General features: G+C 69.8%; 27 protein-coding genes. 9 read left to right on the forward strand and 18 right to left on the reverse strand.

Going from position 1 to position 26,824, the window contains the following annotated elements; translation table 11 throughout:
* Positions 1-10 precede the first annotated feature (10 nt).
* From AC0KXF_RS00385 to AC0KXF_RS00405, 5 genes are all read left to right on the forward strand, one after another.
* Entirely contained in the window at positions 11-241 is a 231-nt protein-coding gene (locus AC0KXF_RS00385; protein ID WP_473107334.1) for a hypothetical protein, read from the forward strand.
* On the forward strand, positions 234-1,103 hold the full coding sequence (locus AC0KXF_RS00390) for an SURF1 family cytochrome oxidase biogenesis protein (protein WP_473107335.1): 870 nt from the start codon (positions 234-236) through the stop codon (positions 1,101-1,103). Before AC0KXF_RS00385 ends, AC0KXF_RS00390 begins: the two co-directional genes overlap by 8 nt.
* 78 nt (positions 1,104-1,181) lie before the next feature.
* Positions 1,182-1,616 (forward strand): VOC family protein, encoded by a 435-nt coding sequence (locus AC0KXF_RS00395; protein ID WP_473107336.1) that lies wholly within the window; start codon positions 1,182-1,184, stop codon positions 1,614-1,616.
* 120 nt (positions 1,617-1,736) lie between these two features.
* The gene (locus AC0KXF_RS00400; RefSeq protein WP_473107337.1) at positions 1,737-2,573 is read left to right on the forward strand and encodes a cutinase family protein; all 837 of its coding nucleotides are present in this window, start codon (positions 1,737-1,739) and stop codon (positions 2,571-2,573) included.
* A gap of 67 nt (positions 2,574-2,640) precedes the next feature.
* The gene (locus AC0KXF_RS00405; RefSeq protein ID WP_473107338.1) at positions 2,641-3,135 is read left to right on the forward strand and encodes a cupin domain-containing protein; all 495 of its coding nucleotides are present in this window, start codon (positions 2,641-2,643) and stop codon (positions 3,133-3,135) included.
* A 93-nt stretch (positions 3,136-3,228) separates the two neighbouring features.
* Here AC0KXF_RS00405 and AC0KXF_RS00410 read toward each other — a convergent pair whose 3' ends face one another.
* From AC0KXF_RS00410 to sufB, 10 genes are all read right to left on the reverse strand, one after another.
* Positions 3,229-4,827 carry an ABC-F family ATP-binding cassette domain-containing protein gene (locus AC0KXF_RS00410; RefSeq protein ID WP_223043853.1) on the reverse strand — a complete coding sequence of 533 codons (1,599 nt, stop codon included), beginning with the start codon at positions 4,825-4,827 and terminating at the stop codon, positions 3,229-3,231.
* A 163-nt stretch (positions 4,828-4,990) separates the two neighbouring features.
* A complete protein-coding gene (gene pgl, locus AC0KXF_RS00415; protein WP_473107339.1) occupies positions 4,991-5,707 on the reverse strand; it encodes a 6-phosphogluconolactonase in 717 nt (238 codons plus the stop codon).
* 2 nt (positions 5,708-5,709) lie between these two features.
* Positions 5,710-7,158, reverse strand: a complete 1,449-nt coding sequence (gene gndA, locus AC0KXF_RS00420) for an NADP-dependent phosphogluconate dehydrogenase (RefSeq protein ID WP_473107340.1) — start codon at positions 7,156-7,158, stop codon at positions 5,710-5,712.
* Positions 7,155-8,096 carry a glucose-6-phosphate dehydrogenase assembly protein OpcA gene (locus AC0KXF_RS00425; RefSeq protein ID WP_473107341.1) on the reverse strand — a complete coding sequence of 314 codons (942 nt, stop codon included), beginning with the start codon at positions 8,094-8,096 and terminating at the stop codon, positions 7,155-7,157. Before AC0KXF_RS00425 ends, gndA begins: the two co-directional genes overlap by 4 nt.
* Positions 8,093-9,625, reverse strand: a complete 1,533-nt coding sequence (gene zwf / locus AC0KXF_RS00430; RefSeq protein ID WP_473107342.1) for a glucose-6-phosphate dehydrogenase — start codon at positions 9,623-9,625, stop codon at positions 8,093-8,095. The genes AC0KXF_RS00425 and zwf overlap by 4 nt, the downstream gene beginning before the upstream one ends.
* Entirely contained in the window at positions 9,626-9,976 is a 351-nt protein-coding gene (locus tag AC0KXF_RS00435; protein WP_017884676.1) for a metal-sulfur cluster assembly factor, read from the reverse strand.
* A 17-nt stretch (positions 9,977-9,993) separates the two neighbouring features.
* Positions 9,994-10,752 (reverse strand): Fe-S cluster assembly ATPase SufC, encoded by a 759-nt coding sequence (gene sufC / locus AC0KXF_RS00440; RefSeq protein WP_473107343.1) that lies wholly within the window; start codon positions 10,750-10,752, stop codon positions 9,994-9,996.
* Positions 10,749-11,081 (reverse strand): non-heme iron oxygenase ferredoxin subunit, encoded by a 333-nt coding sequence (locus AC0KXF_RS00445; RefSeq protein WP_223043859.1) that lies wholly within the window; start codon positions 11,079-11,081, stop codon positions 10,749-10,751. Before AC0KXF_RS00445 ends, sufC begins: the two co-directional genes overlap by 4 nt.
* Positions 11,081-12,286 (reverse strand): Fe-S cluster assembly protein SufD, encoded by a 1,206-nt coding sequence (gene sufD, locus AC0KXF_RS00450; protein WP_473107344.1) that lies wholly within the window; start codon positions 12,284-12,286, stop codon positions 11,081-11,083. Before sufD ends, AC0KXF_RS00445 begins: the two co-directional genes overlap by 1 nt.
* The gene (gene sufB / locus AC0KXF_RS00455) at positions 12,286-13,704 is read right to left on the reverse strand and encodes a Fe-S cluster assembly protein SufB (RefSeq protein ID WP_223043861.1); all 1,419 of its coding nucleotides are present in this window, start codon (positions 13,702-13,704) and stop codon (positions 12,286-12,288) included. Before sufB ends, sufD begins: the two co-directional genes overlap by 1 nt.
* Positions 13,705-13,958: 254 nt before the next feature.
* Between sufB and AC0KXF_RS00460 the strand changes: the two genes are divergently transcribed.
* Complete coding sequence (locus tag AC0KXF_RS00460; protein WP_473107345.1) at positions 13,959-14,927, forward strand: COX15/CtaA family protein; 969 nt, start codon at positions 13,959-13,961, stop codon at positions 14,925-14,927.
* An 88-nt stretch (positions 14,928-15,015) separates the two neighbouring features.
* On the opposite strand, the gene AC0KXF_RS00465 is transcribed toward AC0KXF_RS00460, so the two are convergent.
* Together AC0KXF_RS00465 and AC0KXF_RS00470 are read right to left on the reverse strand one after the other, a co-directional pair.
* Entirely contained in the window at positions 15,016-16,167 is a 1,152-nt protein-coding gene (locus AC0KXF_RS00465; protein WP_473107346.1) for a trans-sulfuration enzyme family protein, read from the reverse strand.
* 19 nt (positions 16,168-16,186) lie between these two features.
* Complete coding sequence (locus AC0KXF_RS00470) at positions 16,187-17,128, reverse strand: heme o synthase (RefSeq protein WP_473107347.1); 942 nt, start codon at positions 17,126-17,128, stop codon at positions 16,187-16,189.
* A 149-nt stretch (positions 17,129-17,277) separates the two neighbouring features.
* Between AC0KXF_RS00470 and tkt the strand changes: the two genes are divergently transcribed.
* The 3 genes from tkt (at position 17,278) to AC0KXF_RS00485 (ending at position 22,182) form a co-directional block, all read left to right on the forward strand.
* Entirely contained in the window at positions 17,278-19,371 is a 2,094-nt protein-coding gene (tkt, locus tag AC0KXF_RS00475; protein ID WP_473107348.1) for a transketolase, read from the forward strand.
* A complete protein-coding gene (tal, locus tag AC0KXF_RS00480; RefSeq protein ID WP_473107349.1) occupies positions 19,368-20,474 on the forward strand; it encodes a transaldolase in 1,107 nt (368 codons plus the stop codon). Before tkt ends, tal begins: the two co-directional genes overlap by 4 nt.
* Before the next feature lie 64 nt (positions 20,475-20,538).
* A complete protein-coding gene (locus AC0KXF_RS00485; protein WP_473107350.1) occupies positions 20,539-22,182 on the forward strand; it encodes a glucose-6-phosphate isomerase in 1,644 nt (547 codons plus the stop codon).
* A gap of 58 nt (positions 22,183-22,240) precedes the next feature.
* Here AC0KXF_RS00485 and AC0KXF_RS00490 read toward each other — a convergent pair whose 3' ends face one another.
* The 6 genes from AC0KXF_RS00490 to whiA form a co-directional block, all read right to left on the reverse strand.
* On the reverse strand, positions 22,241-22,606 hold the full coding sequence (locus AC0KXF_RS00490; protein ID WP_223043867.1) for an RNA polymerase-binding protein RbpA: 366 nt from the start codon (positions 22,604-22,606) through the stop codon (positions 22,241-22,243).
* A 43-nt stretch (positions 22,607-22,649) separates the two neighbouring features.
* Entirely contained in the window at positions 22,650-22,898 is a 249-nt protein-coding gene (secG, locus tag AC0KXF_RS00495) for a preprotein translocase subunit SecG (RefSeq protein WP_223043868.1), read from the reverse strand.
* 156 nt (positions 22,899-23,054) lie between these two features.
* Complete coding sequence (tpiA, locus tag AC0KXF_RS00500) at positions 23,055-23,852, reverse strand: triose-phosphate isomerase (RefSeq protein ID WP_473107351.1); 798 nt, start codon at positions 23,850-23,852, stop codon at positions 23,055-23,057.
* Positions 23,849-25,051, reverse strand: a complete 1,203-nt coding sequence (locus AC0KXF_RS00505; RefSeq protein WP_473107352.1) for a phosphoglycerate kinase — start codon at positions 25,049-25,051, stop codon at positions 23,849-23,851. The genes tpiA and AC0KXF_RS00505 overlap by 4 nt, the downstream gene beginning before the upstream one ends.
* A gap of 13 nt (positions 25,052-25,064) precedes the next feature.
* Positions 25,065-25,682 carry a superoxide dismutase gene (locus AC0KXF_RS00510; protein ID WP_473107353.1) on the reverse strand — a complete coding sequence of 206 codons (618 nt, stop codon included), beginning with the start codon at positions 25,680-25,682 and terminating at the stop codon, positions 25,065-25,067.
* Positions 25,683-25,797: 115 nt separating this feature from the next.
* A complete protein-coding gene (gene whiA / locus AC0KXF_RS00515; RefSeq protein ID WP_473107354.1) occupies positions 25,798-26,778 on the reverse strand; it encodes a DNA-binding protein WhiA in 981 nt (326 codons plus the stop codon).
* Positions 26,779-26,824 lie beyond the last annotated feature (46 nt).

Genomic DNA, 26,824 nt, shown 5'->3' on the forward strand with positions numbered 1-26,824 from the left:
CGGCGGGGTGATGAGCGCCGTGACTCTGGGCGGCGCGCCCTCGCACCGCTTCGAGTGCTCTCGGGCGGGCTGCCGGGAGGCGGCCGACTGGGCGATCCTGTGGCGCAACCCGAAGATCCACGACGCCGATCGCCGCAAGACCTGGTTGGCGTGCGAGGCGCACCTCGAGGTGCTGCGCGAGTTCCTCGCGGCGCGCGACTTCCCGCTCGAGGTCCGAGCAGTGGGTGATCTCGATGGGTGAGGCACGTGAGGTGGGCTGGAGCTTCCTCTACTCCGGGCGCTGGATCGGCTATTTCGCGATGCTCGCGATCTTCTCGGTCGCGTGCGTCTTCCTCGGCAACTGGCAGTTCGACCGACGCGACGAGGCGAGAGCTGAGATCGCGCGCATCGACGCGAACTACGATGCGCCGGCGACGCCCCTCGCGCAGGAGCTGCCCGATCCGACCGCGTTCGACGAGGACGCGCAGAAGTGGCGCACGGTCGAGGCCGTGGGCGAGTACGTCGGCGATCCCTATCTGGCCCGCAACCGGCCGGGTCGCGAGGGCGTCGGCTCGAATCTGATCCAGGCGCTGCGCACCTCCGACGGGCGCGTATTCTTCGTGGATCGCGGCTGGGTGCCGATCGACGGCCATGAGGCGGAGTCTGGCGAGGTCCCCGCCGAGGATCTGCCCCAGCCACCGGGCGGAGAGGTGCGCGTCGAGGCGAGGCTGCGCGCCTCCGAACCCGCGATCCCGGGCCGTACCGCGGTCGGGAGCACGGTCGCGAGCATCGAGCTGCCCGAGCTCGCGCGTCTCAGCGGTACCGAGGGCGACGCGTACACGGGCGCCTACGGCATGCTGATCTCCGAGACCCCCTCCGGTGAGCACGGCGCGCTGCCCGAGAAGCCGGAGCGCGACGAGGGGCCGCACCTCTCCTACGCCCTGCAGTGGTACGTCTTCATCGGCATCGCGGCGATCGGTGTCGGGTACGCCGCGCGGCGGGAGTACCGCGGACTGAACCCGGACAGCAGCGCCGTGCAGGAGCAGGATCGGCGCAGCGCCGAGCGCAGGCGCCGCCGGGGGCCGAGCGACGCGGAGGAAGAGGACGCGCTGATCGGGGGCTGAACGCGCGCCCCGCCGGTGCGGGGGCTTGCCGAGGCGCGGGGTTTCCCTCGGTGTTCTCGTTCCAATACTCTGAGGGCTATGAGTGCGGTGAGACAGGTGCAGGTCACCTTCGATTGCGAGCGGCCGCGCGAGGTCGCGGAGTTCTGGAAAGCGGTGCTGGGGTACGTCGATCCGCCGGTCCCCGAGGGCTTCGCGTCGTGGAGCGACTTCGATCACTCGCTCCCCGAGCAGGACAGAGGCGCATTCTGGGCCTGTCAGGATCCCGACGGTGTGGGGCCCCGGCTCTTCTTCCAGCGCGTGCCCGAGGCGAAGATCGCGAAGAACCGCGTGCATCTCGACGTGCGCGTCGGCGCCGGGCTGCACGGGGAGGAGCGCCTCGCCGCGCTCGAGCGCGAAGCCGACCGGCTCGAGGCGCTGGGCGCGAAACGCCTGTATCTGATGCCGGCCGACGAGGAGAACGAGTCCTGCCAGGTGATGCAGGATGTCGAGGGAAACGAGTTCTGTCTCGACTGACGCGGGCGGCACGCGCCGGGAGGCGGGGGCGGATCGACGACCGCCGGAGGTCGCAGCACGAGTCCCGCGTGGAGCCGACTCCAAGGGCGGGTCGGGCTACCCTGGAGTGTGGTTTCCTCGATGCTCTCCCGACGCGCTCCGATCGTGACGATGCTCTGCGCTGCGGCCGTGCTGATGACGATCGCACTGACGGGCTGCGCGACGTCCGTGGACCCGGCAGCCACGCGCGAGTCCCTCACCGAGGTGACCGAGGAGCCGACCCCGCCCGAGGCGGCCGAGCTGTACGACGCCGAACGTCATCCTGAACCCATCGTGGAGCCGGAGGACTGCTCCCGGTACCTCGTCATCACGGTGCGGGGTACCGGAGAGCCCGCGAAGGGGCAGCTGCTCTCCCCGGTCGCACGCGAGATATCCGAAGCGCGTCCCGATCAGATCGAGGCGCTCGACCTCGACTACCCCGCCGACACCGATGTGAATGAGGGCGGCACGCTCGGAGTCCGCACGCTCGTCGACACGCTCAACGTGCAGGCCGAGGCGTGCCCCGACCAGCGCTTCGTGCTGCTCGGCTACTCGCAGGGCGCGCTCGTGATCGGAGACGCGCTCGCGCAGCCCGACGCACGGCTCGTCGGCGCCACGGTCGGAGAGGTGGGGGCCGACGCGGCCGAGAGGATCCTCTCCGTCGTGCTCTACGGGGATCCGCGCTTCGTGGGCAGCGAGCCGTACAACGCGGGCGACTACGATCCCGCGGTAAGCGGCCTCCTCGCGCGACCGGAGGGCAGCCTCGACGCCTTCGCCGACCGCCTGCGCGACTACTGCGCCGCTCGCGACTTCATCTGCCAGAGCACGCTCGACCTCGACGAGTCGGGCCATGTCGAGTACTTCGACAACGGCATGCAGCAGGACGGTGCGGCGTTCGCGATCACGAGGCTCGACCCGCACGACCGCGCTGACCCGTAGGGAGAGCCGTGTAGCGTGTATGGGAGGCGAGTGCCCGCAACGCGGCGGGCACGGCGAGGAGGTACCGATGCCCGGCAAGTACGACCATCTGTTCGTGAAGCAGATGCCCGTCTGCGGACCCGACGACTTCAACAACGAGGGCGAGGCCGCCGAGCTGGCGCCGCCGAAGAATCTCGGCGAGGCCAACTGGCTGCTGCACGCGGGCCTCGTGCCCGACGCCAAGGTGAACATGACCCACATCTGGATCCACGAGACCGAGGTGCCCGAGCTCTGGGTCGTGCCGCACGTGCACGACTACGACGAGATCCTCATCTGGACGGGCGGCGATCCCGACAACCCCCACGACCTCGGCGCCGAGATCTACATGGACATCGAGGGCGAGCGGCACACCATCACGACCTCCGGTTGCGTGTACATCCCCGCGGGGGTCGAGCACTGCCCGCTCGGCTTCAACCGCGTCGACCGTCCGTTCCGCTTCGGCGCGCTCTCGCTCGCCCCGCACTACGTGTCGGACCGCGAGGAGCGCGCCGCCGAGCGCGCGCGGGCGTCGCTCGAGGATTGACGGGTGGCACCGCTCGCGGATCGGCGGGCGGTGCCGGGATGGGGCTGGCCCCAGGGCCCGGCCCCGAGGTCGGTCCCAGGGCCCGGCCCCGGGCTAGGCCAGCTCGATCAGCTCGAGGTACTCCTTCGACCAGTGGTCCTCGGTGGCCTCCGGCATGATGAGCACCCGCTCGGGGTTCAACGCCTCGACGGCGCCCGGATCGTGCGACACGAGCACGACCGCGCCCGTGAAATGCGCGAGGGCGTCGAGGATCTCCTCGCGGCTGGCAGGGTCGAGGTTGTTCGTCGGCTCGTCGAGCAGCAGCACGTTGGCGCTCGACACCACGAGCATCGCGAGGGCCAGACGGGTCTTCTCTCCGCCGGAGAGCACGCCCGCGGGCTTGTGCACGTCGTCGCCGGTGAAGAGGAACGAGCCGAGCACCTTGCGCGCCTCGGTCTCGGTCAGGTGCTGCGACACGGAGACCATGTTCTGCAGCACGCTCGCCTTGACGTCGAGCGTCTCGTGCTCCTGGGCGTAGTAGCCGACCTTGAGCCCGTGTCCGGCGATGATCTCGCCCGTGTCGGGTTCGTCCACCTGGGCCAGCAGACGCAGCAGCGTGGTCTTGCCCGCACCGTTGAGCCCGAGCACGACGACCTTCGATCCGCGGTCGACCGCAAGGTCGACGCCGGAGAATATCTCGAGCGAGCCGAACGACTTCGAGAGGCCCTGCGCCATGATCGGGGTCTTGCCGCAGGGTGAGGGATCGGGGAAGCGCAGCTTCGCGACGCGATCCACCTGGCGCTCCTCCTCGAGGCCCGCGAGCATCTTGTCTGCTCGCGCGACCATCTGGTGCGCGGCGGCGGCCTTCGAGGCCTTCGCCCCGAATCTCGCGGCCTGATCCTTGAGCGCCGACGCCTTCTTCTCGACGTTCGCACGCTCCTTGCGGCGGCGCTCCTCGTCGGCGGCGCGCTGGCGCAGGTAGAGCTTCCAGTTCATGTTGTAGACGTCGATGACCTGGCGGTTCGCGTCGAGGTAGAAGACCCGGTTGACCGTCTCCCCCACGAGGTCGACGTCGTGCGAGATGATGATGCAGCCGCCCTTGTAGCTCTTCAGGAACTCGCGCAGCCACACGATCGAGTCGGCGTCGAGGTGGTTCGTCGGCTCGTCGAGGATCATCGTGTCGGCGTCGCTGAACAGGATCCTGGCGAGCTCGATGCGACGTCGCTGGCCGCCCGACAGGGTCTTGAGCGGCTGGTCGAGCACCCGGTCGGGCAGGCCGAGGTTATGCGAGATCGAGGCCGCTTCCGACTCGGCGGCGTACCCGCCGAGCGCGTGGAAGCGGTCGGTGAGGTTGCCAAAGCGCTTCATCGCCTTCTCGGCGACCTTCGGGTCGTCGGAGGACATCTCCTCGGTCGCCTTCGCGATGTTCTTCGTGAGCGTGCCGAGGCCGCGGGCGTCGAGGATGCGGTGCCGTGCGATCTGCTCGGGGTCGCCGGAGCGCGGATCCTGCGGGAGGAATCCGAGCTCGCCCGACACGGTGACCTTGCCCTCGGCGGGCTGCAGTTCACCCGAGAGGGTGCGCGTGAGCGTGGTCTTCCCCGCGCCGTTGCGCCCGACGAGACCGACCTTGTCACCGGGGTTCACTCGGAAGCTGACTCCCCCCATGAGGCGACGGGCGCCCACATCGATGGCGAGATCTTCGACGGTGATCATGCTGGAAAGCTCCTTGAACGTGCGGTGAACGTGCTGCGGCCGGTCGGCGAGCGCGCAACCTCACTAGTCTACTCGGCGCGTCAGGATCCTGCGACTCGCTCCGCTCGCGCAGGACGAGGGTGGCCCGTGCGGGATGGCGGGGGCGGCGCAAGACGACGCGGTGCTACTCCCCCAGCGCCGCCGGGTCCGCCCAGAGCACCGTCTCAGCGCGTCCGGCCAGGCGCGCGGCGGGCACGAGCGGCTCGGGCCGCGCGAGCAGTGCCCGCACGGCGTCGGCCTTGCCCGCCCCCGCGGCCAGCAGCCACGAGCGCTCGGCGCGATTCAGCGCGGGCAGCGAGAACGTCACCCGCTCGGGCGGCGGCTTCGGAGAGTCGCGCACCGCCAGAGCGGAGGGGCCGTCGACCAGCAGCACCTCGGATCGCCCCGGGAACAGCGAGGCGACGTGTCCGTCCTCCCCCACGCCGCTCAGGGCGACGTCGATCCGCTCCACGCGATCCACGATGCCGGCGTACTCCGCGGCGGCCTCGTCGAGCGAGAGCCCCGAGTCCGCGGCCGGTACGCGGTGCACCAGCGTCGGGTCGGTCTCGACTGCCGCGAACAGCGACTGGTCGGCGAGCAGATCGTTGCGATCCTCGTGGCCGGCCGGAACGAACCGCTCGTCGCCCCAGAGAAAGCGCACGCGGCTCCAGTCGACGGAGTCGCGCTCGGCGTGGTCGCGCACGGCCAGCAGCACCTGGGCGCCCGCGCGCCCGCCGGTCAGCACCGCGCACGGCACGGCCCCGGCCTCCTGGCGCTCGCGGCAGACCTCGATCAGAGCCGCCGCGACGGCTTCGCCGAGCGTCTGCAGGTCAGCGACCCGCTCGACTCGCGGACTCACCATCGCTACGCCTCCACCTCGGTGCGGTCCCCCGACCAGCGGGTGTGGAACACGCCCTCACGATCGACGCGTCGGTAGGTGTGGGCGCCGAAGAAGTCGCGCTGCCCCTGGATGAGCGCGGCCGGCAGGCGCTCGGCGCGCAGGCCGTCGTAGTAGGCCAGCGACGAGGAGAACGCCGGGGCCGGGATGCCGGCCGTCGTCGCAGCGATCACGACCCGCCGCCATGCGGCCTGGCCGCGGCTCAGGGCATCGGCGAAGTAGGGTGCGGCCATCAGCAGCGGCAGATCGGGCTGCTCGGCGTAGGCGTCGGCGATCCTGCCCAGGAACTGCGCGCGGATGATGCATCCCCCGCGCCAGATCTTCGAGATCGCGCCCAGGTCGATGCTCCAGTCGTACTCCGCCGCACCGGCCCGGATCTCGTCGAAGCCCTGCGAATACGCGACGATCTTCGAGGCGTAGAGGGCCTGGCGCACGTCCTCGATGAATTCGGCCTCGTCGGCTACCGCGAAGGCCTCGGCAGGCCCGGGCAGGTCGGCCGCCGCGGCGCGCTGCTCGGGGTGCGAGGAGAGCGAGCGGGCGAACGTCGCCTCCGCGATCCCCGAGACCGGCACGCCGAGCGCGAGCGCGGTCTGCACGGTCCAGGCGCCCGTCCCCTTCGCCCCCGCCTGGTCGAGGATCACGTCGACGAGCGGTCGGCCGGTGGCGGCGTCGTTCTGCCGCAGCACCTCCGCGGTGATCTCGATGAGATACGACTCGAGCTCGCCCCGGTTCCACTCGGCGAAGATCTCCGCGATCTCGGCGGGGCTCTTGCCGGTGCCGCGGCGGATCAGGTCGTAGGCCTCGGCGATCAGCTGCATGTCGGCGTACTCGATGCCGTTGTGCACCATCTTCACGAAGTGGCCCGCGCCGTCGTGGCCGACGTGGGTGACGCAGGGCTCACCCTCCGCGACCGCGGCGATGGACTTCAGGATCGGGCCGAGCGTGACCCAGGATTCGTCGGATCCGCCCGGCATGATGCTCGGGCCGTTGAGGGCACCCTCCTCGCCGCCCGAGATCCCGGCCCCGACGAAGTTGATGCCGGTCTCCCGCACCGCGCGCTCGCGGCGGATCGTGTCCGGGAAGTGGGCGTTGCCGCCGTCGACGATGATGTCGCCGGGCTCGAAGACCTCGACGAGGGCGTCGATCGTGGCATCGGTCGCGGCACCGGCCTGCACCATGATGATCGCGGTGCGCGGGCGCGTGAGGCTCGCGGCGAACTCGGCGTAGGAGTAGGCGGGGACGAACCCGGCCTCGGGATGCTCGGCGACGAGCCTCTCGGTGCGCTCGGGGCTGCGGTTCAGCACCGCGACCGTGTTGCCCTCGCGGCTCGCCAGGTTGCGGGCGAGGTTCGCCCCCATCACCGCGAGGCCGACGACCCCGATGTTCGCCGTCGGCGTCTCTGCTGCTTCGGTCAAGGCTGGTGCTCCGTTCGATCGTTCGCTTCAAGTGGGGTGAGTGCTCGCACGACGCCGCCGTACATCGAGTCCTCGTCGAGGATGCGCAGCTCCTCGGCCAGGCACTCCCGCAGCGTGCGGCGCGGCAGCGAGATCTCGTGCCGCGGCTGCCCGGGCTGGCTCAACACCGCGCGGTCGGTGGAGACCCGCTCGAGCACCGCGTCGCCCGAGGCGCGCCGCAGCGTCACCGAGCGCACACCGCCGGACACCGTCGAGCGATCCTCCAGGCGGCAGTCCACGGGCACCTGCAGCATGAGCTCGAGCCAGGTCGCGAGCAGCTTCGTCGACGGGGAGTCGGCCCCGCCGACGACCTCGACGGAGGTCACGGGATCGAACGGCGGCTGGTCGAGGATCGCGGCGAGGTATTCCCGCCAACGCGTGAGACGCGTCCAGGCGAGGTCGGTGTCGCCCGGCGTGTAGTCGGAGGCGCGAGCGGCGAAGGCCTCGGCCGGGGAGGCCGCGCTGTCGGTGATCCGGCGCTGGGTGATCCTGCCGAGCGGGTGCGCGCCGGGGCGCTCGGGGGCGTCTCCGGGCCACCACACGACGACCGGCGCGTCGGGCAGCAGCAGCCCGGTGACGAGGCTCTCGATCCCGGTGCAGACCTCGCCGTAGGCGCGCAGCACGACGACGTCGCTGGCGCCGGCGTCGGCTCCGACGCGGATCTCGGCGTCGAGCCGGGGTTCGGCCGACTCGGGGTTCGCGACGAGCACGATGACGCGCATCGGGTGCTCGCTCGAGGCGTGATTGGCCGCCTCGACCACCGACTCGTCGATGGGCTCGGAGGTGGCGATGATGAGGGTGAGCACGCGACCGAGCGCGGAGACGCCGCCCTCGAGGCGCATGGCGACGAGACGGCGAGCGACCTTGCTCACCGTGGTGTTGGGAAGATGCTCGATCACGGGCGCCTCCAACTGCGGCCGTCGCGGGCCAGAAGATCGTCGGCGGAGGCGGGGCCCCAGGAGCCGGGAGCGTACTGCTCGGGTGTCTCGCCCCGCGATGCCCAGAATTCTTCGATGGGATCGAGGATGCGCCATGACAGCTCGACCTCCGCCTGGCGCGGGAAGAGCGGCGCGTCGCCGAGCAGCACATCGAGGATCAGACGCTCGTAGGCTTCGGGGCTCGCCTCGGTGAATGCGTGCCCGTAGCCGAAGTCCATGGTGACGTCGCGCACCCGCGTGCCCGTGCCGGGCACTTTCGCGTCGAAGCGCATGGTGATCCCCTCGTCGGGCTGCACCCTGATCACGAGGGCGTTCGAACCCTGATCGCTGCCGTGCGCCTTCGCGAACAGCTCCCCCGCCTCGCGGCGGAACACCACGGCGATCTCGGTCACCCGTCGTCCGAGGCGCTTGCCGGTGCGCAGGTAGAAGGGGACGTCCGACCATCGTCGGGTGTTCACGAACAGCTTCATCGCCGCGTAGGTCTCGGTGCGGGAGGCGGGATCCATCCCCTCCTCCTCGAGGAACCCTCGCACCAGCTCGCCGCCCTGCCAACCGCCGGCGTACTGCCCGCTCGCGGTCGCGGTCGCGAGGTCCGCGGGCAGCCGCACCGCCTCGAGCACCTTCTCCTTCTCCGCGCGCAGGTGATCGGCGCTGAGCGAGATGGGCTCCTCCATCGCGGTGAGGGCGAGCAGCTGCAGCAGATGGTTCTGGATCACGTCGCGAGCAGCGCCCACGCCGTCGTAGTAGCCGGCGCGACCGCCGACCCCGATGTCCTCGGCCATCGTGATCTGCACGTGGTCCACGTAGTTGCGGTTCCAGATCGGCTCGTACATCGAGTTCGCGAACCTCAGCGAGAGGATGTTCTGCACCGTCTCCTTGCCGAGGTAGTGATCGATCCGGAAGATCGAGTCGGCCGGGAAGGCCGACTCGAGGGTGTCGTTGAGATCCCGCGCCGACTGCAGATCCTGCCCGAACGGCTTCTCGATGATCACGCGCCGCCAGCGCTGGTCGTCGACGGTGCGATCCACGAGACCCGAACCGCTCAGGTGCCGGGCCACCTCGGGGAACGACTTCGGCGGGATCGACAGGTAGAAGGCGTGGTTGCCCATCGTGCCCCGCTCCCGATCCAGCGCGTCGACGGTCTCGCGGAGGCGGGTGTACGCCTCGGGATCGTCGAAGCGGCCCTGCACGAAGCGGATGCCCTCGGCGAGCTGCCGCCACGTCGACTCCCGGAAGGGCGTGCGGGCGTGCTTGCGCACCGCATCGTGCACGATCTCCGCGAAGTCGCGATCCGCCCAGTCCCGGCGGCTGAAGCCGACGAGCGCGAAACCGGGCGGCAGCAGCCCGCGGTTCGCGAGGTCGTAGACCGCCGGCATCAGCTTCTTGCGCGACAGGTCGCCGGTCACGCCGAAGATCACGAGAGCACTCGGCCCGGCGATCCTGTTGAGACGAGGATCGCCGGGCGAGCGCAGCGGGTTGGCAGGACTCATCTAGATGGCGAAGCCCAGGGCGCGCATCATGTCCCGTCCGTCGTCCGTGATGCGCTCCGGCGTCCACGGCGGCATCCACACCCAGTTGATGCGGAACGCCGCGACGAGCCCGTCCAGCGCCTCGGCGATGTCGTTCTCGATCACGTCGGTGAGCGGGCAGCCGGCGCTCGTCAGCGTCATGCTGATGACCAGGGCGTCATGCTCCTCGTCGTAGGCCAGATCGTAGATCAGACCGAGGTCGACGATGTTGACGCCGAGCTCGGGGTCGGAGACGTTCTTCAGCGCCTCCGTGGCCTGCTCGCGGAACTCGGGATCGATCGACTGCGGAACCGTCGTAGTCTCGTCGCTCATACGACCAGCCTACGCCCCTAGGCCGACACGAGGAAGCGGTCGTAGCCCTCTTCCTCGAGACGGTCCGCGAGCTCGGGGCCGCCCTCCTCGGCCACTCGGCCGTTGACGAAGACGTGCACGAAGTCGGGCTTGATGTACCGCAGGATGCGGGTGTAATGGGTGATGAGCAGCACGCCGAGACCGGTGTTCTCCTTGGCGCGGTTGACGCCCTCGGAGACGACCTTGAGCGCGTCGACGTCGAGGCCCGAGTCGGTCTCATCGAGCACCGCGAACTTCGGCTTCAGCAGCTCGAGCTGCAGGATCTCGTTGCGCTTCTTCTCGCCGCCCGAGAAGCCCTCGTTGACATTGCGGGCCGCGAAGGACTCGTCCATGCGCAGGTTCCGCATCGCCTCCTTGACCTCGCCCATCCAGGTGCGGATCGAGGGGGCCTCGCCGTCGATCGCGGTCTTGGCGGTGCGCAGGAAGTTGGCGTTGGTCACGCCGGGGATCTCGACGGGGTACTGCATCGCGAGGAAGAGGCCGGCCTGGGCGCGCTCGTCCACGCCCATCTCGAGCACCTCTTCGCCGTCGAGCAGGATCGACCCGCCGGTCACCTCGTAGCGGGGGTGGCCCGCGATGGCGTAGGCGAGGGTCGACTTGCCCGAACCGTTCGGGCCCATGATCGCGTGGGTCTCGCCCTGCTTGATGGAGAGGTCGACCCCCTTGAGGATCTGCTTCTCGCCCTGCTCGGTCTCGACGCTGACATGCAGGTCCTTGATTTCAAGAACGGAGCTCATTGTTCAATCTCTTTCGTAACGTTGGGGTCGATGTACACGTCGCCGTCTTCGATCTCGACAACGTAGACGGGAACCGGCTCGTAAGCCGGGAGGTTCTGCGGGATGCCGGTGCACAGCGAGAACGCGGAGCCGTGGGCCCAGCACTCGAGCGTGTCGCCCTCGACGAATCCCTCGGACAGACTGATCTGCCCGTGGCTGCAGGTGTCGCCGATGGCGTGCACGACACCCTGGGAATCGAGCACCACGGCGATCGGCACGTCTTCGACGACGACGCGCGTCGCCTGATCCTGCACCAGATCGCCGAGTGCGAGCACCTTGTGGCGCGACATCAGCGGACGGAGTCCGCGAGTTCGGCCTCGACGGCCGCCTGGAGCCGCTGCTCGGTCGCCTCGTCACCGATCTGCGCGATGACCTCGAGCAGGAATCCGCGCACCACGAGCTTGCGGGCCTCCTCCTCGGAGATGCCGCGGCTCTGCAGGTAGAAGATGTGCTCGTCGTCGAAGCGCCCGGTCGCCGAGGCGTGGCCCGCGCCCTCGATGTCGCCGGTCTCGATCTCGAGGTTCGGGATCGAGTCGGCGCGGGTGCCCTCGGTGAGCACCAGGTTGCGGTTCTGCTCGTAGCTGTCGGTGCCGTTCGCGTTCTGCCGGATGAGCACGTCGCCGATCCAGACCGTGTGCGCGCCCTCGCCCTGCAGCGCGCCCTTGTAGGTGACACGGCTGCGGGTGTGGGGAGCGTTGTGGTCGAGGTAGACCTGGTGCTCGAGGTGCTGGCCGGCGTCGGCGAAGTACGCGCCGAGGGCCTCGCCGTTCGCGCCCTCCGTGTCGAGGTGGATCGACGGGTTCAGGCGCACGACCCGTCCGCCGAGCGAGACGACGATGTGGGTGAGCGAGGCGTCGCGGCCCACGGTGGCGTAGTGGCTCGCGAGGTGGATCGCGTCGTCGGCCCACTGCTGCACCGAGACGACGGTGAGCTTCGCGCCGTCGCCGACGACGATCTCGACGTTCTCGGAGAGCTGCGCCGATCCGGTGTTCTCGAGGATCACGAGCCCCTGGCTGTGCGGGGCGGCCTCGATGACCGTGTGCCCCGCGCGCGCCTCGGTGCCGAGCGCATCCCGGGTGATCACCGCGGTGGTCTTCTCCTCGCTCGCGAGCGTGACGAGGTGCGCCTCGCCGAACGCGCTCCACGCCGCCGCGGCGCCGCGCTCCTCGGGGATGCCCGCGCGCCCGATGCGGGCGTCGTCCCGGGAGATCCACTCTGAGGTCACGCCGGGGGCCTCGGATCCCGCACCCTCGGCGCCGTGCACCTCGACGGGGATGCGCGAGCCGTCGAGCTCGCCGTTCAGCAGCGCGTCGAGCTTCGCGACGGGGCTGAACTTCCAGACCGCCTCGCGGCCGGTCACCCGGGCGAAGTCGGCGACGTCGGTCGACTTGGGCCGCTCGGAGCGCGTCTGCACCGGCACACGGTTCTCCCAGTCGCCGTCCGAGTGCGCGGCGAGGCCGTGCTGGGCGGTCTTCTCTGCTACAGCTTCGGTCATTATCCGACGGATCCTTCCATGCCCATCTCGATGAGCTTGTTCAGTTCGAGGGCGTACTCCATGGGCAGCTCGCGCGCGATCGGCTCGATGAAGCCGCGCACGATCATCGCCATGGCCTCCTCCTCGGCGAGACCGCGGCTCATCAGGTAGAACAGCTGATCCTCGCTGACGCGGGAAACCGTGGCCTCGTGGCCCAGCTCCGCGTCATCGGTGCGGATATCGATGGCCGGGTAGGTGTCGCTGCGCGAGATCGTGTCGACGAGCAGCGCGTCGCAGACGACGGAGTTGGCGGCGTGGTGGGCGTTCGCCTCCACGCGCACCTCGCCGCGGTAGCCGGTGCGGCCGCCGCCGCGCGCGATCGACTTCGACAGGATCGACGACTTGGTGTGGGGTGCGAGGTGGATCATCTTCGCGCCCGCATCCTGGTGCTGGCCGGGGCCGGCGAACGCGACCGACAGGGTCTCGCCCTTCGCGTGCTCGCCGGTGAGGAAGATCGACGGGTACTTCATCGTGACCTTCGAGCCGATGTTGCCGTCGACCCACTCCATGGTGGCGCCCTCTTCGGCCACGGCGCGCTTGGTCACGAGGTTGTACACGTTGGTCGACCAGTTCTGGATCGTCGTGTAGCGCACGCGCGCGTTCTTCTTCACGATGATCTCGACGACCGCCGAGTGCAGCGAATCGCTCTTGTAGATCGGGGCCGTGCAGCCCTCGATGTAGTGCACGTAGCTGTCTTCGTCCGCGATGATCAGGGTGCGCTCGAACTGCCCCATGTTCTCGGTGTTGATGCGGAAGTACGCCTGGAGCGGGATCTCGACGTGCACGCCCTTCGGCACGTACACGAACGATCCGCCCGACCAGACAGCCGTGTTGAGCGCGGCGAACTTGTTGTCACCCGACGGGATGACCGTGCCGAAGTACTGCTCGAAGATCTCGGGGTGCTCGCGCAGCGCGGTGTCGGTGTCGAGGAACAGCACGCCCTGCGCCTCCAGGTCCTCGCGGATCTGGTGGTAGACGACCTCGGATTCGTACTGCGCGGCGACGCCCGCGACCAGACGCTGGCGCTCGGCCTCGGGGATCCCGAGCTTCTCGTAGGTCTCCTTGATCTCCTCCGGCAGTTCCTCCCACGTGGTGGCCTGCTTCTCGGTGGAGCGCACGAAGTACTTGATGTTGTCGAAGTCGATCTCGGAGAGATCGGCGCCCCAGGTGGGCATCGGCTTGCGGCCGAAGATCTGCAGCGCCTTCAGGCGTCGCTGCAGCATCCATTCGGGCTCGTTCTTCAGCGCCGAGATTTCACGCACGACCTGCTCGTTGAGGCCGCGCTTCGCCGTAGCGCCCGCCTCATCACTGTCGTGCCAGCCGAACTCGTACTGGCCCAAGCCTTCGAGCTCGGGTCGGTCGATCAATACCTCTGGCATGATCACTCCCTCAATTCTTCGTCTCGCCGAGCTCAGACGCACGGGCACACGATTTGACATCGAGCGCACAGGTCTGGCTCTGCAGCGGTGCAGTAGTCTGGGCTTCGGACGGAGCCGGTCCGGTGCTGAGCACCCGATGCCGGCTCGCCGTACGCAACCACAGCTTCCCATTCTACAGGTTCCCGCCTGAAACGGGAGGGGCGCGCCCCTGGGCACGACCTGTGCATGACGAGAAGCTCATGAGAGGAGACGCGTTGTCCGACGCGAGCAGTTCGACCGCCACTTCAGCGCCTCGCACCGGGGGCACGGACTTCGGCTTCGTCGGAGGAGCCGCCCGCCCGTCGGGGCTCCTGCGCTTCTCCGCCTGGGCCTCGTTCCTGCTCAACGTCATCATCATCGGTACGGGCGGCGCGGTGCGGCTCACGGGGTCCGGCCTCGGCTGCAGCGAGTGGCCGCTCTGCACCCCCGAATCGCTCACCCCGACGCCCGAGATGGGCATCCACGGTCTCATCGAGTTCGGCAACCGCACGATCAGCGGCCCGATCCTGCTCTTCGCCGTGCTCGTGGTCGTGCTGAGCTGGCGGCTGCACCTCAAGCTGCAGCGCGTGCTGCGACGCGACCTGGCCGTGCTGTCGACGCTGGTGCTCGGCCTGGTGCTCCTGCAGGCCGTGGTGGGCGGGGTCATCGTGTGGCTGCACCTCAACGCCAACCTGGTCGGATTCCACTACGTGGTATCGCTGCTGCTCGTGTGCCTCACCGCCGCCTATCTCGTGCGGATGTACGAGGCCCCCGCGCCCCGCGAGCTCGCGGTGCCCATGCCCTTCGCGATCCTGACCCACATCACCACCCTGGCGATGGCGATGACCATCTTCGTGGGGGTGCTCACCACGGGTGCGGGCCCCCACTCCGGCGACGAGAACGTGGTGCGCGACGGCTTCGACGCGACGCTACTCGCGCACATCCACGCGTGGCCCGGATACATCGCCCTGGCGCTCACCCTGGCCGTGACCGTCTGGGCCGTGGCCGCGAAGCTGCGCCCGGCGAGGTGGACCCTGGCGCTGCTGCTCGCGCTGCTCGTGCAGATCGGGGTGGGCGTCTACCAGGCGCGCAGCGGTCTGCCCCCGCTCGCGGTCGGCGTGCACATGGTGCTCGCCTCGCTCACCGCGGCGGCGATGACGGTCACCGTGCTGCGCCTGAAGCGCCCCGCCGCGGCCGCGGAGTAACGCGCGAGAGGTCGAAAGGGTTCGGCTCGTCGGGAACGGGAGCCGTTTCGACGTTTCGTCGGGCAGGAGCTCGGGATCCCGGGAGTGCTCAGGCGCCCGCCGTGCCTGCCGCTCCCAGCGCCTGCTCCAGATCCGCCCAGAGATCCTCGACGTGCTCGATGCCGATGCTGAGACGCACGAGCGCCTCGGGTACATCCACGGGCTCGACGGCGTGCCGTCGCCTCCGCTCGGCGAGCGACTCCACGCCGCCGAGACTGGTGGCCGGCGTGAACAGCTCGACCGCGTCGACGAAGCGATCCGCGGCCTCCGCTCCCCCGCTCAGTTCGATCGAGACCACGGCGCCGAAGCCGGTGAGCTGCGCGCGGGCGCGACCGTGGTTCGGATCGCTCGGCAGCCCCGGATACCGCACGCGGCTCACCGCGGGGTGCTCGAGCAGCCGCCCGGCGAGCTCCCCCGCGCTGGACTCGGCGCGCTCGAGACGGAGGGCCATGGTGCGCAGCCCGCGCAGGGCGAGCCAGGCCTCGAAGGGGCCGGGGATGCCGCCGTGCAGCGTGCGGTGCCGGGCGAGCCTCGCCCGCAGTTCGGCGTTGCGCGCGACGACGAGGCCGAGGAGCACATCCGAGTGCCCGGCGATGAACTTCGTGGCCGAGTGCACGACCACGTCGGCTCCGACGGAGAGGGGCCGCTGCCTGAGGGGCGTGGAGAAGGTGTTGTCGACGACGGCGGTGACTCCGCGGCGACGCGCCTCCGATACGAGCCGGGGCAGGTCCACGACGTCGAGCATGGGGTTGGTCGGGGATTCCAACCAGAGCAGATCGGCCCCGTCGAGCGCCTCGATCACGGCGTCGATGTCGAGCGGATCGATCTCGCGCAGCACGAGCGCCCCGGACGCGGCGAGCTCTCGCGCGAGACCGATCGTGCCGTTGTACGAGGCGCTCGGCACGACCGCGACGCCCCCGATCGGTGTGAGCGAGAGCGCCGCCGAGACCGCAGCCATGCCGGAGGCGAAGGCGAGTCCGGCGACTCCGCCGCCCTCGAGCGATGCGATCGCCTCCTCGAGCGGCTCCCACGTCGGGTTGGAGTAGCGGGCGTAGACGCGATCCTCAGGATCGGGTGCGCCCGCGCTGCGGAACGTGGAGCTGAGCGAGATGGGCGGGTTGAGCGGGCCGTCGGGGGCGGGATCGGGCCGTCCGAGTGCGACGACCGAGGTCTCCGGGCGAAGGGACGGTTCGAAGCTCATGCCAGTCAGGCTACACCGCTCAGAACGACAGCAGCGGGTCGATCGCGATCGCGAGCGAGAGCACCGAGAGGTAGGTGATGGAGCCGTGGAAGACCTGCATGGGCTTGCCCTCCTGGCCGCGGATCGCGCTGCCGTAGAGGCGGTGGGCCTGCAGGATGAAGTAACCGCCCGCGAGGAGGGCGACGGCCGTGTAGATCCAGCCGATGCCTGGTGCGGGGATGAGCAGCAGGCTCGACGCGACGGTGGCCCAGGTGTAGAGGATGACCTGCAGACCGACGGTCGCGCGCCCCCGCACGACCCCCAGCATCGGCACGCCGGCAGCGGCGTAGTCCTCGCGGTACCGCATCGACAGCGGCCAGTAGTGGGCCGGCGTCCAGAGGAAGATGATCGCGAAGAACACCCAGGCGGGCCAGTCGAGCGATCCGGTCACAGCCGCCCAGCCGATCAGCACCGGGAAGCAGCCGGCGATCCCGCCCCAGATGATGTTCTGCTCGCTGCGGCCCTTGAGCCACATCGTGTAGACGACCACGTAGGTGAAGATCGCCGCGGCGCCGAGCGCGGCGGCGAGCCAGTTGGTCGTGGCGGCGAGCCACGCGATCGAGAGCACCCCGAGCACCCACGCGAACACGAGCGCGTTGCGGTCGGAGATCTCGCCGGTCACCAGCGGGCGGTTCTTGGTGCGCTGCATCAGGCGGTCGGCCTCGCGGTCGATGTAGCAGTTGAACGCGCCGGCCGATCCCGCGCTCATCGCACCGCCGATGAGGGTCGCGAGCACCAGCCAGAGGTCGGGCAGGCCGCCCTGCGCGAGGATCATCGCGGGCACCGTGACCACGAGCAGCAGCTCCATGACACGGGGCTTGGTGAGCGCGACGTAGTTCTTGATGACCCGGCCGAGGGGACGGCGGGGTCGGGGCCGTTCGGCTCGCGGGGTCTGCGTCTGGGCTGAGATCTCGGTGGACATCACCCTCTATCGTACCCCGGGTGGACCGCAGGAGGTCGACACGCGCGAACCCGTCCACATATTTCTACCGATAAACCCGGCCCCCGCTGCCGTAGGATTGTCGGTGTGTGCGCGAACGCGCTCGGATTCTTCCCGTCGAAAGGTGACTCTTGGGAAACGAACTGCAGTGGGACGAGCTCGATGATCGCGCGGTCGACACCGCGCGGGTGCTGGCCGCTGACGCGGTGGAGAAGGTGGGCAACGGCCACCCGGGCACCGCGATCAGCCTGGCTCCCCTCGCGTATCTGCTGCATCAGCGGGTGATGCGGCACGATCCGACCGATGCGGACTGGCTCGGCCGCGACCGGTTCATCCTGTCCGTCGGTCACTCCTCGCTCACCCAGTACGTGCAGCTCTACCTCGGGGGCTACGGGCTCGAGCTCGAAGACCTGAAGGCGCTGCGCACCTGGGGTTCGAAGACCCCCGGTCACCCCGAGTACGGCCACACCGCGGGCGTCGAGATCACGACCGGCCCGCTCGGCCAGGGCCTCGCCTCCGCCGTCGGCTTCGCCTACGCCGCGCGCTACGAGCGCGGCCTCTTCGACCCCGAGGCCGCCCCGGGGACGAGCCCCTTCGACCACTTCGTGTACGTCGTGGCGGGCGACGGCGACCTGCAGGAGGGCGTGACCGCCGAGGCCTCGAGCCTCGCCGGGCATCAGGAGCTCGGCAACCTCATCGCGTTCTACGACTCGAACCAGATCTCGATCGAGGACGACACGGACATCTCATTCTCCGAGGACGTCGCGAAGCGCTACGAGGCGTACGGCTGGCAGGTCATCGAGGTCGACTGGAAGAAGACCGGCGAGTACGTCGAGGATCTGGTCGAGCTGAACGACGCCATCGAGGCGGCGAAGGCCGAGACGGGCAAGCCCAGCCTCATCATCCTGAAGACCATCATCGGCTGGCCCTCCCCCGGCAAGCAGAACACGGGCGGCATCCACGGCTCCAAGCTGGGCGCCGAGGAGCTGGCGGGCCTCAAGCGGGCGCTCGGCTTCGACCCCGAGCAGCACTTCGCGGTCGCGCCCGAGGTACTCGCGCACGCCCGTAGGGCGGTCGACCGGGGTGCCGAGAAGCGCGCGGAGTGGCAGCGCTCGTTCGACGCCTGGGCGGCGGCGAACCCCGAGCGCAAGGCGCTGCTGGATCGCCTCGAAGCGGAGGTGCTGCCCGAGGGTGCGGCAGAGGCGCTGCCCGAGTTCGAGGTCGGTGCGAGCATCGCGACCCGCTCGGCGAGCGGCAAGGTGCTCGCCGCGCTCGGCCCGATCATGCCCGAGCTGTGGGGCGGCTCCGCCGACCTCGCCGGCTCCAACAACACCACGATCCCGGGTGCGCCCTCCTTCGTTCCGAGTCGCCGATCGACCTCGGTGTGGCAGGGTGACCCCTACGGCAGGGTGCTGCACTTCGGTATTCGCGAGCACGCCATGGCTGCGATCCTCAACGGCATCCAACTGCACGGGAAGACCCGCAGCTACGGCGGCACCTTCCTGCAGTTCGCCGACTACATGCGCCCCGCGGTGCGTCTCGCCGCGCTCATGAACGTGCCCAGCATCTTCGTATGGACGCACGACTCCATCGCGCTCGGCGAGGATGGGCCGACCCACCAGCCCATCGAGCACCTGGCATCGCTGCGCGCGATCCCGAACCTCGCGATGGTGCGCCCCGCCGATGCGAACGAGACCGCGTTCGCCTGGCACGAGGTGCTGAGCCGCCACGCCGGCCCGACCGGCATCGCGCTCACGCGCCAGAACGTGCCGGTGCTCGAGGGCACCTCCTCAGAGGGGGTGCGACGGGGCGCCTACGTGCTCGCCGACTCCCCCACCGGCTCGCTCGACGTGCTGCTCATCGCGACCGGGTCCGAGGTGCAGCTCGCGGTGGAGGCTCGGGATCGCCTCGCCGTAGACGGTATCGGTGCCCGCGTGGTGAGCGCGCCCTGCCTCGAGTGGTTCGCCGAGCAGAGCGACGAGTACCGCGAGAGCGTGCTGCCGGCCGCAGTGCCGGCGCGCGTGAGCGTCGAGGCGGGCCTCGCGCTCGGCTGGGAGCGCTACGTGGGTGACCGCGGCCGCTCGGTCTCGATCGAGCACTTCGGGGCATCGGCCGACTACGAGACCCTGTTCGAGAAGTTCGGGATCACGGCTGACGCCGTGGTCGAAGCGGCGCGGGAGAGCCTCGCCGCGGTCGAGCGGAACACCGAGGAGGCAGCACGATGAGCGCATCGACCAGTTCCCTCAGCCGCGCGGGCGTCAGCATCTGGCTCGACGACCTCTCGCGTTCGCGTCTCGAGACCGGAGAGCTGAGCGCCCTCATCTCCAGCCACGACGTGGTCGGCGTCACCACCAACCCGACGATCTTCGCGGGTGCGATCGGCAGCGGCGTCGGATACGGCGAGCGGATCGCCGAGTGCGCCGAGCGCGGCCTCGACGTCGCCCAGACCATCGTGGAGCTCACGACGGCGGACGTCGCCGACGCCTGCGATGTCTTCGGCGAGGTCTACGCCGCGTCGCACGGCCGCGACGGCCGCGTATCGATCGAGGTGGAGCCGGGTCTCGCTCGCGACACTGCGGGCACGGTCGCGCAGGCCCGCGAGCTGTGGGCCAAGGTCGACCGCCCCAACGCGATGATCAAGATCCCCGCGACCGTCGAGGGCCTCGAGGCCATCACCGAGACCATCGCAGCCGGCATCAGCGTCAACGTCACGCTGATCTTCAGCCTCGAGCGCTACCGCCAGGTGATCAACGCCTACCTGACGGGCCTTGAGCGGGCCCGCGAGGCGGGGCACGACCTGTCGGGCATCCACTCGGTCGCCTCGTTCTTCGTGTCGCGGGTCGACAGCGAGATCGACGCGCGCCTCTCGGCGGTCGGCACGCCCGAGGCGCTCGCGCTCAAGGGCCAGGCCGGTGTCGCGAACGCGCGCCTCGCCTACGAGATCTTCGAGCAGTCCTTCTCGTCGGAGCGGGCGCGCTTGCTGCTCGAGCTCGGGGCCAACGCGCAGCGCCCGCTGTGGGCGTCCACCGGCGTCAAGGATCCGTCGTTGCGCGACACCCTGTACGTCGAGGAGCTGATCGCGCCTGAGACCGTCAACACCATGCCCGAGGCGACGCTGAACGCGTTCGCCGACCACGGCGAGGTGCGCGGCGAGACGATCACGTCGGAGTACCTCGAATCGAATCAGCTGCTCAACGCGCTCGACGCGCAGGGCGTCGACTACGTCGATGTCACCGAGAAGCTCGAACTCGAGGGGCTGCAGAAGTTCGACGCTTCGTGGGCCGAGCTCTGCGACACCGTGGAGCGGGCGCTCGCCGAGCGGGCCTAGAGGCAGCGGGCGGGCCTGGAGCAACGAGCGGTCTATCGAGGCAGTAGCGAAGAGGGGAGCCATCATGGGTGGGATTGGGATCGCCTTCGGCGACGACATCGAGCACGCGAACGGCGGACGCACGGATGAGCTGCTCGAGAGCCTGGTGCGGGATCGCGTGGCGAGCCGGATCTTCGCGCACGATGCCGGCCTGTGGGGCCCCGCCGCCGAGGCCGAGGCCTCGATCAGGCTGGGCTGGACGGACTTCGCCGCAGCCGCCGACGAGCTGCTCCCCCGGGTCGAGGCTCTGCGTGCGGAGCTCTCGGCCGCGGGCGTGGATCGTATCGTGCTGTGCGGGATGGGAGGATCGAGCCTCGCCCCCGCCGTCATCGCCCGCTGGGCGGACGCCGGCCTCACCATGATCGACTCGACCCACCCGGCCGCCGTCGCGCGAGTGCTCGGTGGCGACCTCGCGAGCACCGCGGTCGTGGTCAGCTCCAAGTCCGGCAGCACGATCGAGACCCGCAGCCACCTCGCCGCCTTCGAGCAGGCCTTCCGGGAGGCCGGCATCGACCCCGCCTCGCGCGTGGTGATCGTCACGGACCCGGGATCCCCGCTCGATGACGAGTCCCGCGACGCCGGACGTCACGTCTTCAACGCCGACCCGAACGTCGGCGGCCGGTTCTCGGCGCTCACCGCTTTCGGCCTCGTGCCCTCGGGCCTCGCGGGCGTCGACGTCCGGCGACTGGTCGACGAGGCGCAGGCCGTGCGAGAGGCGCTCGCGGTCGACGGGGCGCAGAATCCGGCGCTGCGGCTCGCCGCCGCGATCGCCGCCGGGCTGCCCGAGCGGTGCATTCTCGCGGTGCGGGAGGCCGAGAGCGCTCGTTGGGGCCTGGGGTCATGGATCGAGCAGCTCATCGCCGAGTCCACGGGCAAGGAGGGGCACGGGGTGCTGCCGATCGCACTGCCCGTATCCGCCCCCGAGTTCCGGGACGCGCCGCCCAACACGGTGGCGGCGACGGTGGCCGGCACCGGGGACGCCGCAGCGGGACTCTGCGACACGGGGATCCTGGTCTCCGCTCCCCTCGGCGCTCAGATGCTGCTCTGGGAAGTCGCGACCGCGGCGCTCGGACGCCTCATGGGTATCGATCCCTTCAATCAGCCCGATGTCGAGGCCGCCAAGGTGGCCGCCCGCTCGGCGCTCGCCGAGGCCGGCAGGACCGTCGGCCTCGATGGCGCGGCCGAGTCTGGAATAGCCGGGCCCGGAGCGGCCGGAGCCGACGGCGCGGGGGCTCAGCAGGCGCCCACGACGCCGTCGTCCGCCGGGGAGATCCTGAAGCGCCTGCGCGAGGCCGTTCCCGCCGAGGGATATCTCTCGATCCAGGCCTACGTCGATCCGCAGGGAGCACTCGCCGTTCCGCTGCGCGAGCTGAGGGACCGCCTGTCGGCGCACCTCCGGGTGCCGGTGTCGCTCGGCTTCGGGCCGAGCTATCTGCACTCCGTCGGCCAGTTGCACAAGGGCGGCCCTGCCCTCGGCGCCTTCCTGCAGATCACCGATGAGGGCGCGCCCGATGTCCCGATCCCCGACTCCCAGAGCTTCGGGGTGCTCATCGCGGCTCAGGCGCGCGGCGACCGGGAGGTGCTGACCGAGCGAGGTCGCCCGGTGATCGCGGTGACGCTCCCCTACGGTGATACCGCGGTGATCGACGCGCTGCTCGCCGAGGCCTGAGCGGCATACGAACGCGGCCCCGGGATCTTCCGATCCCGGGGCCGCGTCTCGTGGAGTGCTATGCCGACTGCTTCGCCGTGCCGCGACGAGTGCGCAGCTTCTGCAGCGCGGCCTCGAGCAGCTCCTCGGCCTCCTCGGGCGTGCGACGCTCCTTCACGTACGCGAGATGCGTCTTGTAGGGCTCGTTCTTGGGGAGCAGCGGTGGGTTCTCGCGGTCGCGTCCGGCGGGGAGGCCGGTGGTCGGCGAGTCGATCTGATCGGGAATGTCCTCTGCGGCGACGTCGGCCGCGAAGTATCGGACCGTCTCGTTGCCGAGAGCATCCCAGTACGAGATCTGAATGCGTTCGGCGCGCGCACCGTGGTCCTTCTCCCCCATGGGGCCGGATCCGACGCGGGCGCCGCGAATGGCGTTACTGCCAGGCACTGAATACCTTTCTACTACGAAAACTGCGGCGATCGAGGCGGGGTCAGACCACCGAGAACCGGGCGATGAGCCCGAGCCCGATGATCGAGGCGACCCACACCAGCGACACCACGACGGTGATGCGATTGAGGTTGCGCTCCGCCACTCCCGACGAGCCGAGGCTCGACGTCACGCCGCCGCCGAACATGTCGGAGAGGCCGCCGCCGCGGCCCTTGTGCAGCAGGATGAACAGGGTGAGCAGCAGGCTCGTGATCACGAGGAGGACGATCAGGGCGATCTTGAGGATGAGCACGCGGGTCACCTTTCAGGGGTTGAGGGCGCGGTAAGCCAAAGTTCAGTATACCTCCGCGAGTCGGGCGCCGCGCACAGGATCCCGCAGGCGGAGGGTCATGCGGCTCGCACTGCTCGCGCGGAGCGGCGTTGCGAGAGCACGTGCACGGCGTTTCGATCAGGCGGCGGTGACGTGCTTCTTGAACTGGATGATGCGGGTGAACTCGTCGGCCTTCAGGCTCGCACCGCCGACGAGCGCTCCGTCGACGTCGGGCTGGCGCAGGAAACCCGCGACGTTCTGGCTGGAGACCGAGCCGCCGTAGAGCACACGAGTCGCATCGGCCTGCTCGTCGCCGCGCAGCTCGCGCAGCGAGTCCCGGATCGCCTTCGCGACCTCCTGCGCCTGCTCCGGGGTCGCGGCCTGGCCGCTGCCGATCGCCCAGACGGGCTCGTAGGCGATGACGACCTCGGCATCCTGCGGGAGCGGCGCGAGCGCCGCCGCCAACTGCGCGAGCGGAATGGCGGCAGCGCCGTGCTCCTCGAGATCCTCCGCGGTCTCACCGACGCAGATCATCGGCACCATGCCTGCGCGATGCGCCGCGAGCGCCTTCTGCCCCACGAGCTCGTCGCTCTCGCCGTGCCCGTGCCGGCGCTCGGAGTGGCCGACGAGCACGTAGCGCACCTCGAGCTTTCGGAGCATCTGGGCCGAGACGTCACCGGTGTAGGCGCCGCTCTCGTGTGGAGACACGTCCTGCGCGCCGAGCACGAGGGAGAGCTTGTCGGCGGCGAGCAGCGTCTGCACGGACCGCAGATCGGTGAAGGGAGGGAAGACCGCCACCTCGGTATCGCTGTAGTCGTGCTTGACATCCTTCAGCCCCCACGCGAGTTTCTGCACCAGGGCGATGGCCTGCAGATGATCCAGGTTCATCTTCCAGTTGCCGGCGATGAGCGGCGTGCGCTGTGCGTTCTGGGTCATGCGAGAACCTCCAGTCCGGGGAGCTGCTTGCCCTCGAGGAACTCGAGGCTCGCTCCGCCGCCCGTCGAGATGTGGCCGAATTGGCCGTCGGAGAAGCCGAGTGCGCGCACCGCCGCAGCGGAGTCGCCGCCGCCGACCACGGTGAAGCCGTCGGTCTCGGTGAGTGCCCGAGCCACCGCGCGCGTGCCCGCTGCGAACGCCTCCATCTCGAAGACCCCCATGGGGCCGTTCCAGAAGACGGTGGCCGAATCCGCGATCACGGCGGCGAAGGCCGCGGCCGACTCCGGCCCGATGTCGAGCCCGATGCCGGCTTCGCCGAAGCTCGATGACTCGATCGCGTCGGCGGGCACCACCTCGTGGGCCGCGTCGGCGGCGAAGGCCTCGGCTACGACCACATCGGTCGGCAGCACGATGCGCACGCCGCGCCTCTCGGCCTCGGCGAGATACCCGCGCACCGTCTCGAGCTGGTCCTGCTCGAGCAGGCTCGAGGCGACGCCGTGGCCCTGGGCCGCGAGGAAGGTGAAGAGCATGCCGCCGCCGATGAGCAGCGTGTCCACGCGCTCGATGAGATGGGAGATGACGCCGAGCTTGTCGGAGACCTTCGATCCCCCGAGCACCACCGTGTAGGGGCGTGCGGGATCGACGGTGAGGCGCTGCAGCACCTCGAGCTCGGTCGCTACGAGGCGGCCGGCGGCGCTGGGCAGCAGTTCGGCGAGATCGGTGACGCTGGCCTGGCGCCGGTGGACCACGCCGAAACCGTCGGAGACGAACGCGTCGCCCAGCTCGGCGAGCTGCTGCGCGAACGCCCGGCGATCCGCGTCGTCCTTGCTCGTCTCACCCGCGTTGAAGCGCAGATTCTCGAGCATGACGACGTCGCCGTCGCCGAGAGCGGCGACGGCCGCCGAAGCCTCGGCCCCGACAGTCTCACCGACGAACCGGACCGGCGCGCCCAGCAGCTCCGACATGCGCACCGCCACCGGCTCCAACGAGAACCGGGCCTCGGGCTCCCCCTTGGGGCGGCCCAGGTGGCTGATGAGAACGACTCTGGCCCCCGCCTCGCGAAGCTCGCGGATCGTGGTGAGCGAAGCGCGGATGCGGCCGTCATCGGTGATGACGCCGTCTGACAGCGGAACGTTCAGATCGCAGCGGACGATAACGGTGCGGGAGCGCAGGTCTCCCAGAGTGTCGATGGTGCGCATGTCGGGGCGGGCCTCAGATCAGGCCGGGGGTCTGCGCGCGGGCAGCCTCGAAGCGCTTCGCGACGTCCTGCCAGTTGGCGATGTTCCAGAACGCCTTCACGTAGTCGGCCTTCACGTTGAGGTAATCGAGGTAGAAGGCGTGCTCCCACATGTCGAGCATCAGCAGCGGCGTGAGGCCGAGCGGCGCGTTCGCCTGCTGATCGAACAGCTGGAAGATCGCCAGGCGCTGACCGAGCGCATCCCAAGCGAGCACGGACCAGCCCGAGCCCTGGATGCCCGTCGCGACCGCCGTGAAGTGGGCCTGGAAGGCCGCGAACGAGCCGAACTGATCCTTGATCGCCTCGGCGAGCTCGCCCTCGGGCTCCCCGCCGCCCTCGGGCGACAGGTTGTTCCAGAAGATGGTGTGGTTGACGTGGCCGCCGAGGTTGAATGCGAGATCCTTCTCGAGCTTGTTCACCGCCGCCAGGTTGCCGGACTCGCGGGCTTCGCCGAGCTGCTCGAGCGCCGTGTTCGCACCGGTCACATAGGCCTGGTGGTGCTTGTCGTGGTGCAACTGCATGATCTTGCCGCTGATGTGCGGCTCGAGAGCTGCGTAATCGTAGGGAAGCTCGGGGAGTGAGTAGGTAGCCATAAAGTGCTCCGATCTCTGCGTTCGACGATGGACGATTCAAGTCTATGGCTCCGCGGCTCCGAAATGTTGGAGAAATGGACCGTTCGCCGCGGGGCCCGAGTGCGCGGGAGCGCGGCTACATCGAGTCGAGCTCCTCGGGCAGGCTGGCCTCGGTGCCCGGGATCCCGCGGGCCTCGGCCTCCTTGTCGGCCATGGCGAGGAGGCGACGGATGCGACCGGCGATCGCGTCCTTGGTGAGCGGCGGATCGGCGCGCGTGCCCAGGTCGTCGAGGCTCGCCTCGCGGTGACGCAGACGAAGCTCCCCCGCGTACCGCAGGTGGTCGGGCACCTCGTCCCCGAGGATCTCGAGCGCGCGCTCCACACGAGCGCACGCGGCGACGGAGGCCTGCGCAGAGCGGCGCAGGTTCGCGTCGTCGAAGTTCACGAGACGGTTCGCCGTCGCGCGCGTCTCCCGGGCACGGCGGAGCTCATCCCACGCGGAACGGGCCTGCTGCGCGCCCATCGCGCCGAGCATCTCGCCGATGGTCTCGCTGTCGCGGATCATGACCTTGTTCTGGCCGCGGATCTCGCGGCTCTTGGCCTCGATCCCGATCCTGCTCGCCGCACCCACCAGCGCCATCGTGACCTCGCTCGTGGGGCAGATGATCTCGAGCGCGGCGGAGCGGCCCGGGGCCGTGATGCCGCCCCTCGCGAGGAAGGCGCCGCGCCAGATGGCCGCGAGCTCGGGCTGCGCGCCCGTGGTGAGACGATTCGGCAGGCCGCGGATCTGACGGCGGCGCTGATCCAGCAGCCCCAGCTGGCGCGCCAGCGTCTCGCCGTCGAGCACCCGCACGAGGAACTGCGGGGCGCCCGGGCGCGTGCTCGACGGGGGCAGCTGCTTCGCCTCGGAGCGCACGCCGTACAGCTCCGCCAGATCCTTGCGCACCCGCTGCACGATCTGCGGCGTGTGCAGCTCGGCCTCGAGCGCGATGCGGCCCGAGATCGTGTGGAGCCCGCCCGCGAGACGCAGAATCGTGGCGACCTCGGCGACGCGCTCGCCGGTGCGCTGCACCGGGAACCGTACGAGTTCGCTCTTCACCTCGGGAGTAGACAGCACGAATCGGATCCTTTCGGAGAATGAGGTTGGAGAGGTTTCAGACGAA

The sequence above is a fragment of the Leucobacter holotrichiae genome (genome assembly GCF_055791005.1).

Coding starts and splice junctions, on each gene's coding strand:
- AC0KXF_RS00385 (WP_473107334.1), top strand. CDS start 11: ATGAGCGCCGTGACTCTGGGCGGCGCGCCCTCGCACCGCTTCGAGTGC.
- AC0KXF_RS00390 (WP_473107335.1), top strand. CDS start 234: ATGGGTGAGGCACGTGAGGTGGGCTGGAGCTTCCTCTACTCCGGGCGC.
- AC0KXF_RS00395 (WP_473107336.1), top strand. CDS start 1,182: ATGAGTGCGGTGAGACAGGTGCAGGTCACCTTCGATTGCGAGCGGCCG.
- AC0KXF_RS00400 (WP_473107337.1), top strand. CDS start 1,737: ATGCTCTCCCGACGCGCTCCGATCGTGACGATGCTCTGCGCTGCGGCC.
- AC0KXF_RS00405 (WP_473107338.1), top strand. CDS start 2,641: ATGCCCGGCAAGTACGACCATCTGTTCGTGAAGCAGATGCCCGTCTGC.
- AC0KXF_RS00410 (WP_223043853.1), bottom strand. CDS start 4,827: ATGATCACCGTCGAAGATCTCGCCATCGATGTGGGCGCCCGTCGCCTC.
- pgl (WP_473107339.1), bottom strand. CDS start 5,707: ATGGTGAGTCCGCGAGTCGAGCGGGTCGCTGACCTGCAGACGCTCGGC.
- zwf (WP_473107342.1), bottom strand. CDS start 9,625: ATGAGTCCTGCCAACCCGCTGCGCTCGCCCGGCGATCCTCGTCTCAAC.
- AC0KXF_RS00435 (WP_017884676.1), bottom strand. CDS start 9,976: ATGAGCGACGAGACTACGACGGTTCCGCAGTCGATCGATCCCGAGTTC.
- sufC (WP_473107343.1), bottom strand. CDS start 10,752: ATGAGCTCCGTTCTTGAAATCAAGGACCTGCATGTCAGCGTCGAGACC.
- AC0KXF_RS00445 (WP_223043859.1), bottom strand. CDS start 11,081: ATGTCGCGCCACAAGGTGCTCGCACTCGGCGATCTGGTGCAGGATCAG.
- sufD (WP_473107344.1), bottom strand. CDS start 12,286: ATGACCGAAGCTGTAGCAGAGAAGACCGCCCAGCACGGCCTCGCCGCG.
- sufB (WP_223043861.1), bottom strand. CDS start 13,704: ATGCCAGAGGTATTGATCGACCGACCCGAGCTCGAAGGCTTGGGCCAG.
- AC0KXF_RS00465 (WP_473107346.1), bottom strand. CDS start 16,167: ATGAGCTTCGAACCGTCCCTTCGCCCGGAGACCTCGGTCGTCGCACTC.
- AC0KXF_RS00470 (WP_473107347.1), bottom strand. CDS start 17,128: ATGTCCACCGAGATCTCAGCCCAGACGCAGACCCCGCGAGCCGAACGG.
- tal (WP_473107349.1), top strand. CDS start 19,368: ATGAGCGCATCGACCAGTTCCCTCAGCCGCGCGGGCGTCAGCATCTGG.
- AC0KXF_RS00485 (WP_473107350.1), top strand. CDS start 20,539: ATGGGTGGGATTGGGATCGCCTTCGGCGACGACATCGAGCACGCGAAC.
- tpiA (WP_473107351.1), bottom strand. CDS start 23,852: ATGACCCAGAACGCACAGCGCACGCCGCTCATCGCCGGCAACTGGAAG.
- AC0KXF_RS00505 (WP_473107352.1), bottom strand. CDS start 25,051: ATGCGCACCATCGACACTCTGGGAGACCTGCGCTCCCGCACCGTTATC.
- AC0KXF_RS00510 (WP_473107353.1), bottom strand. CDS start 25,682: ATGGCTACCTACTCACTCCCCGAGCTTCCCTACGATTACGCAGCTCTC.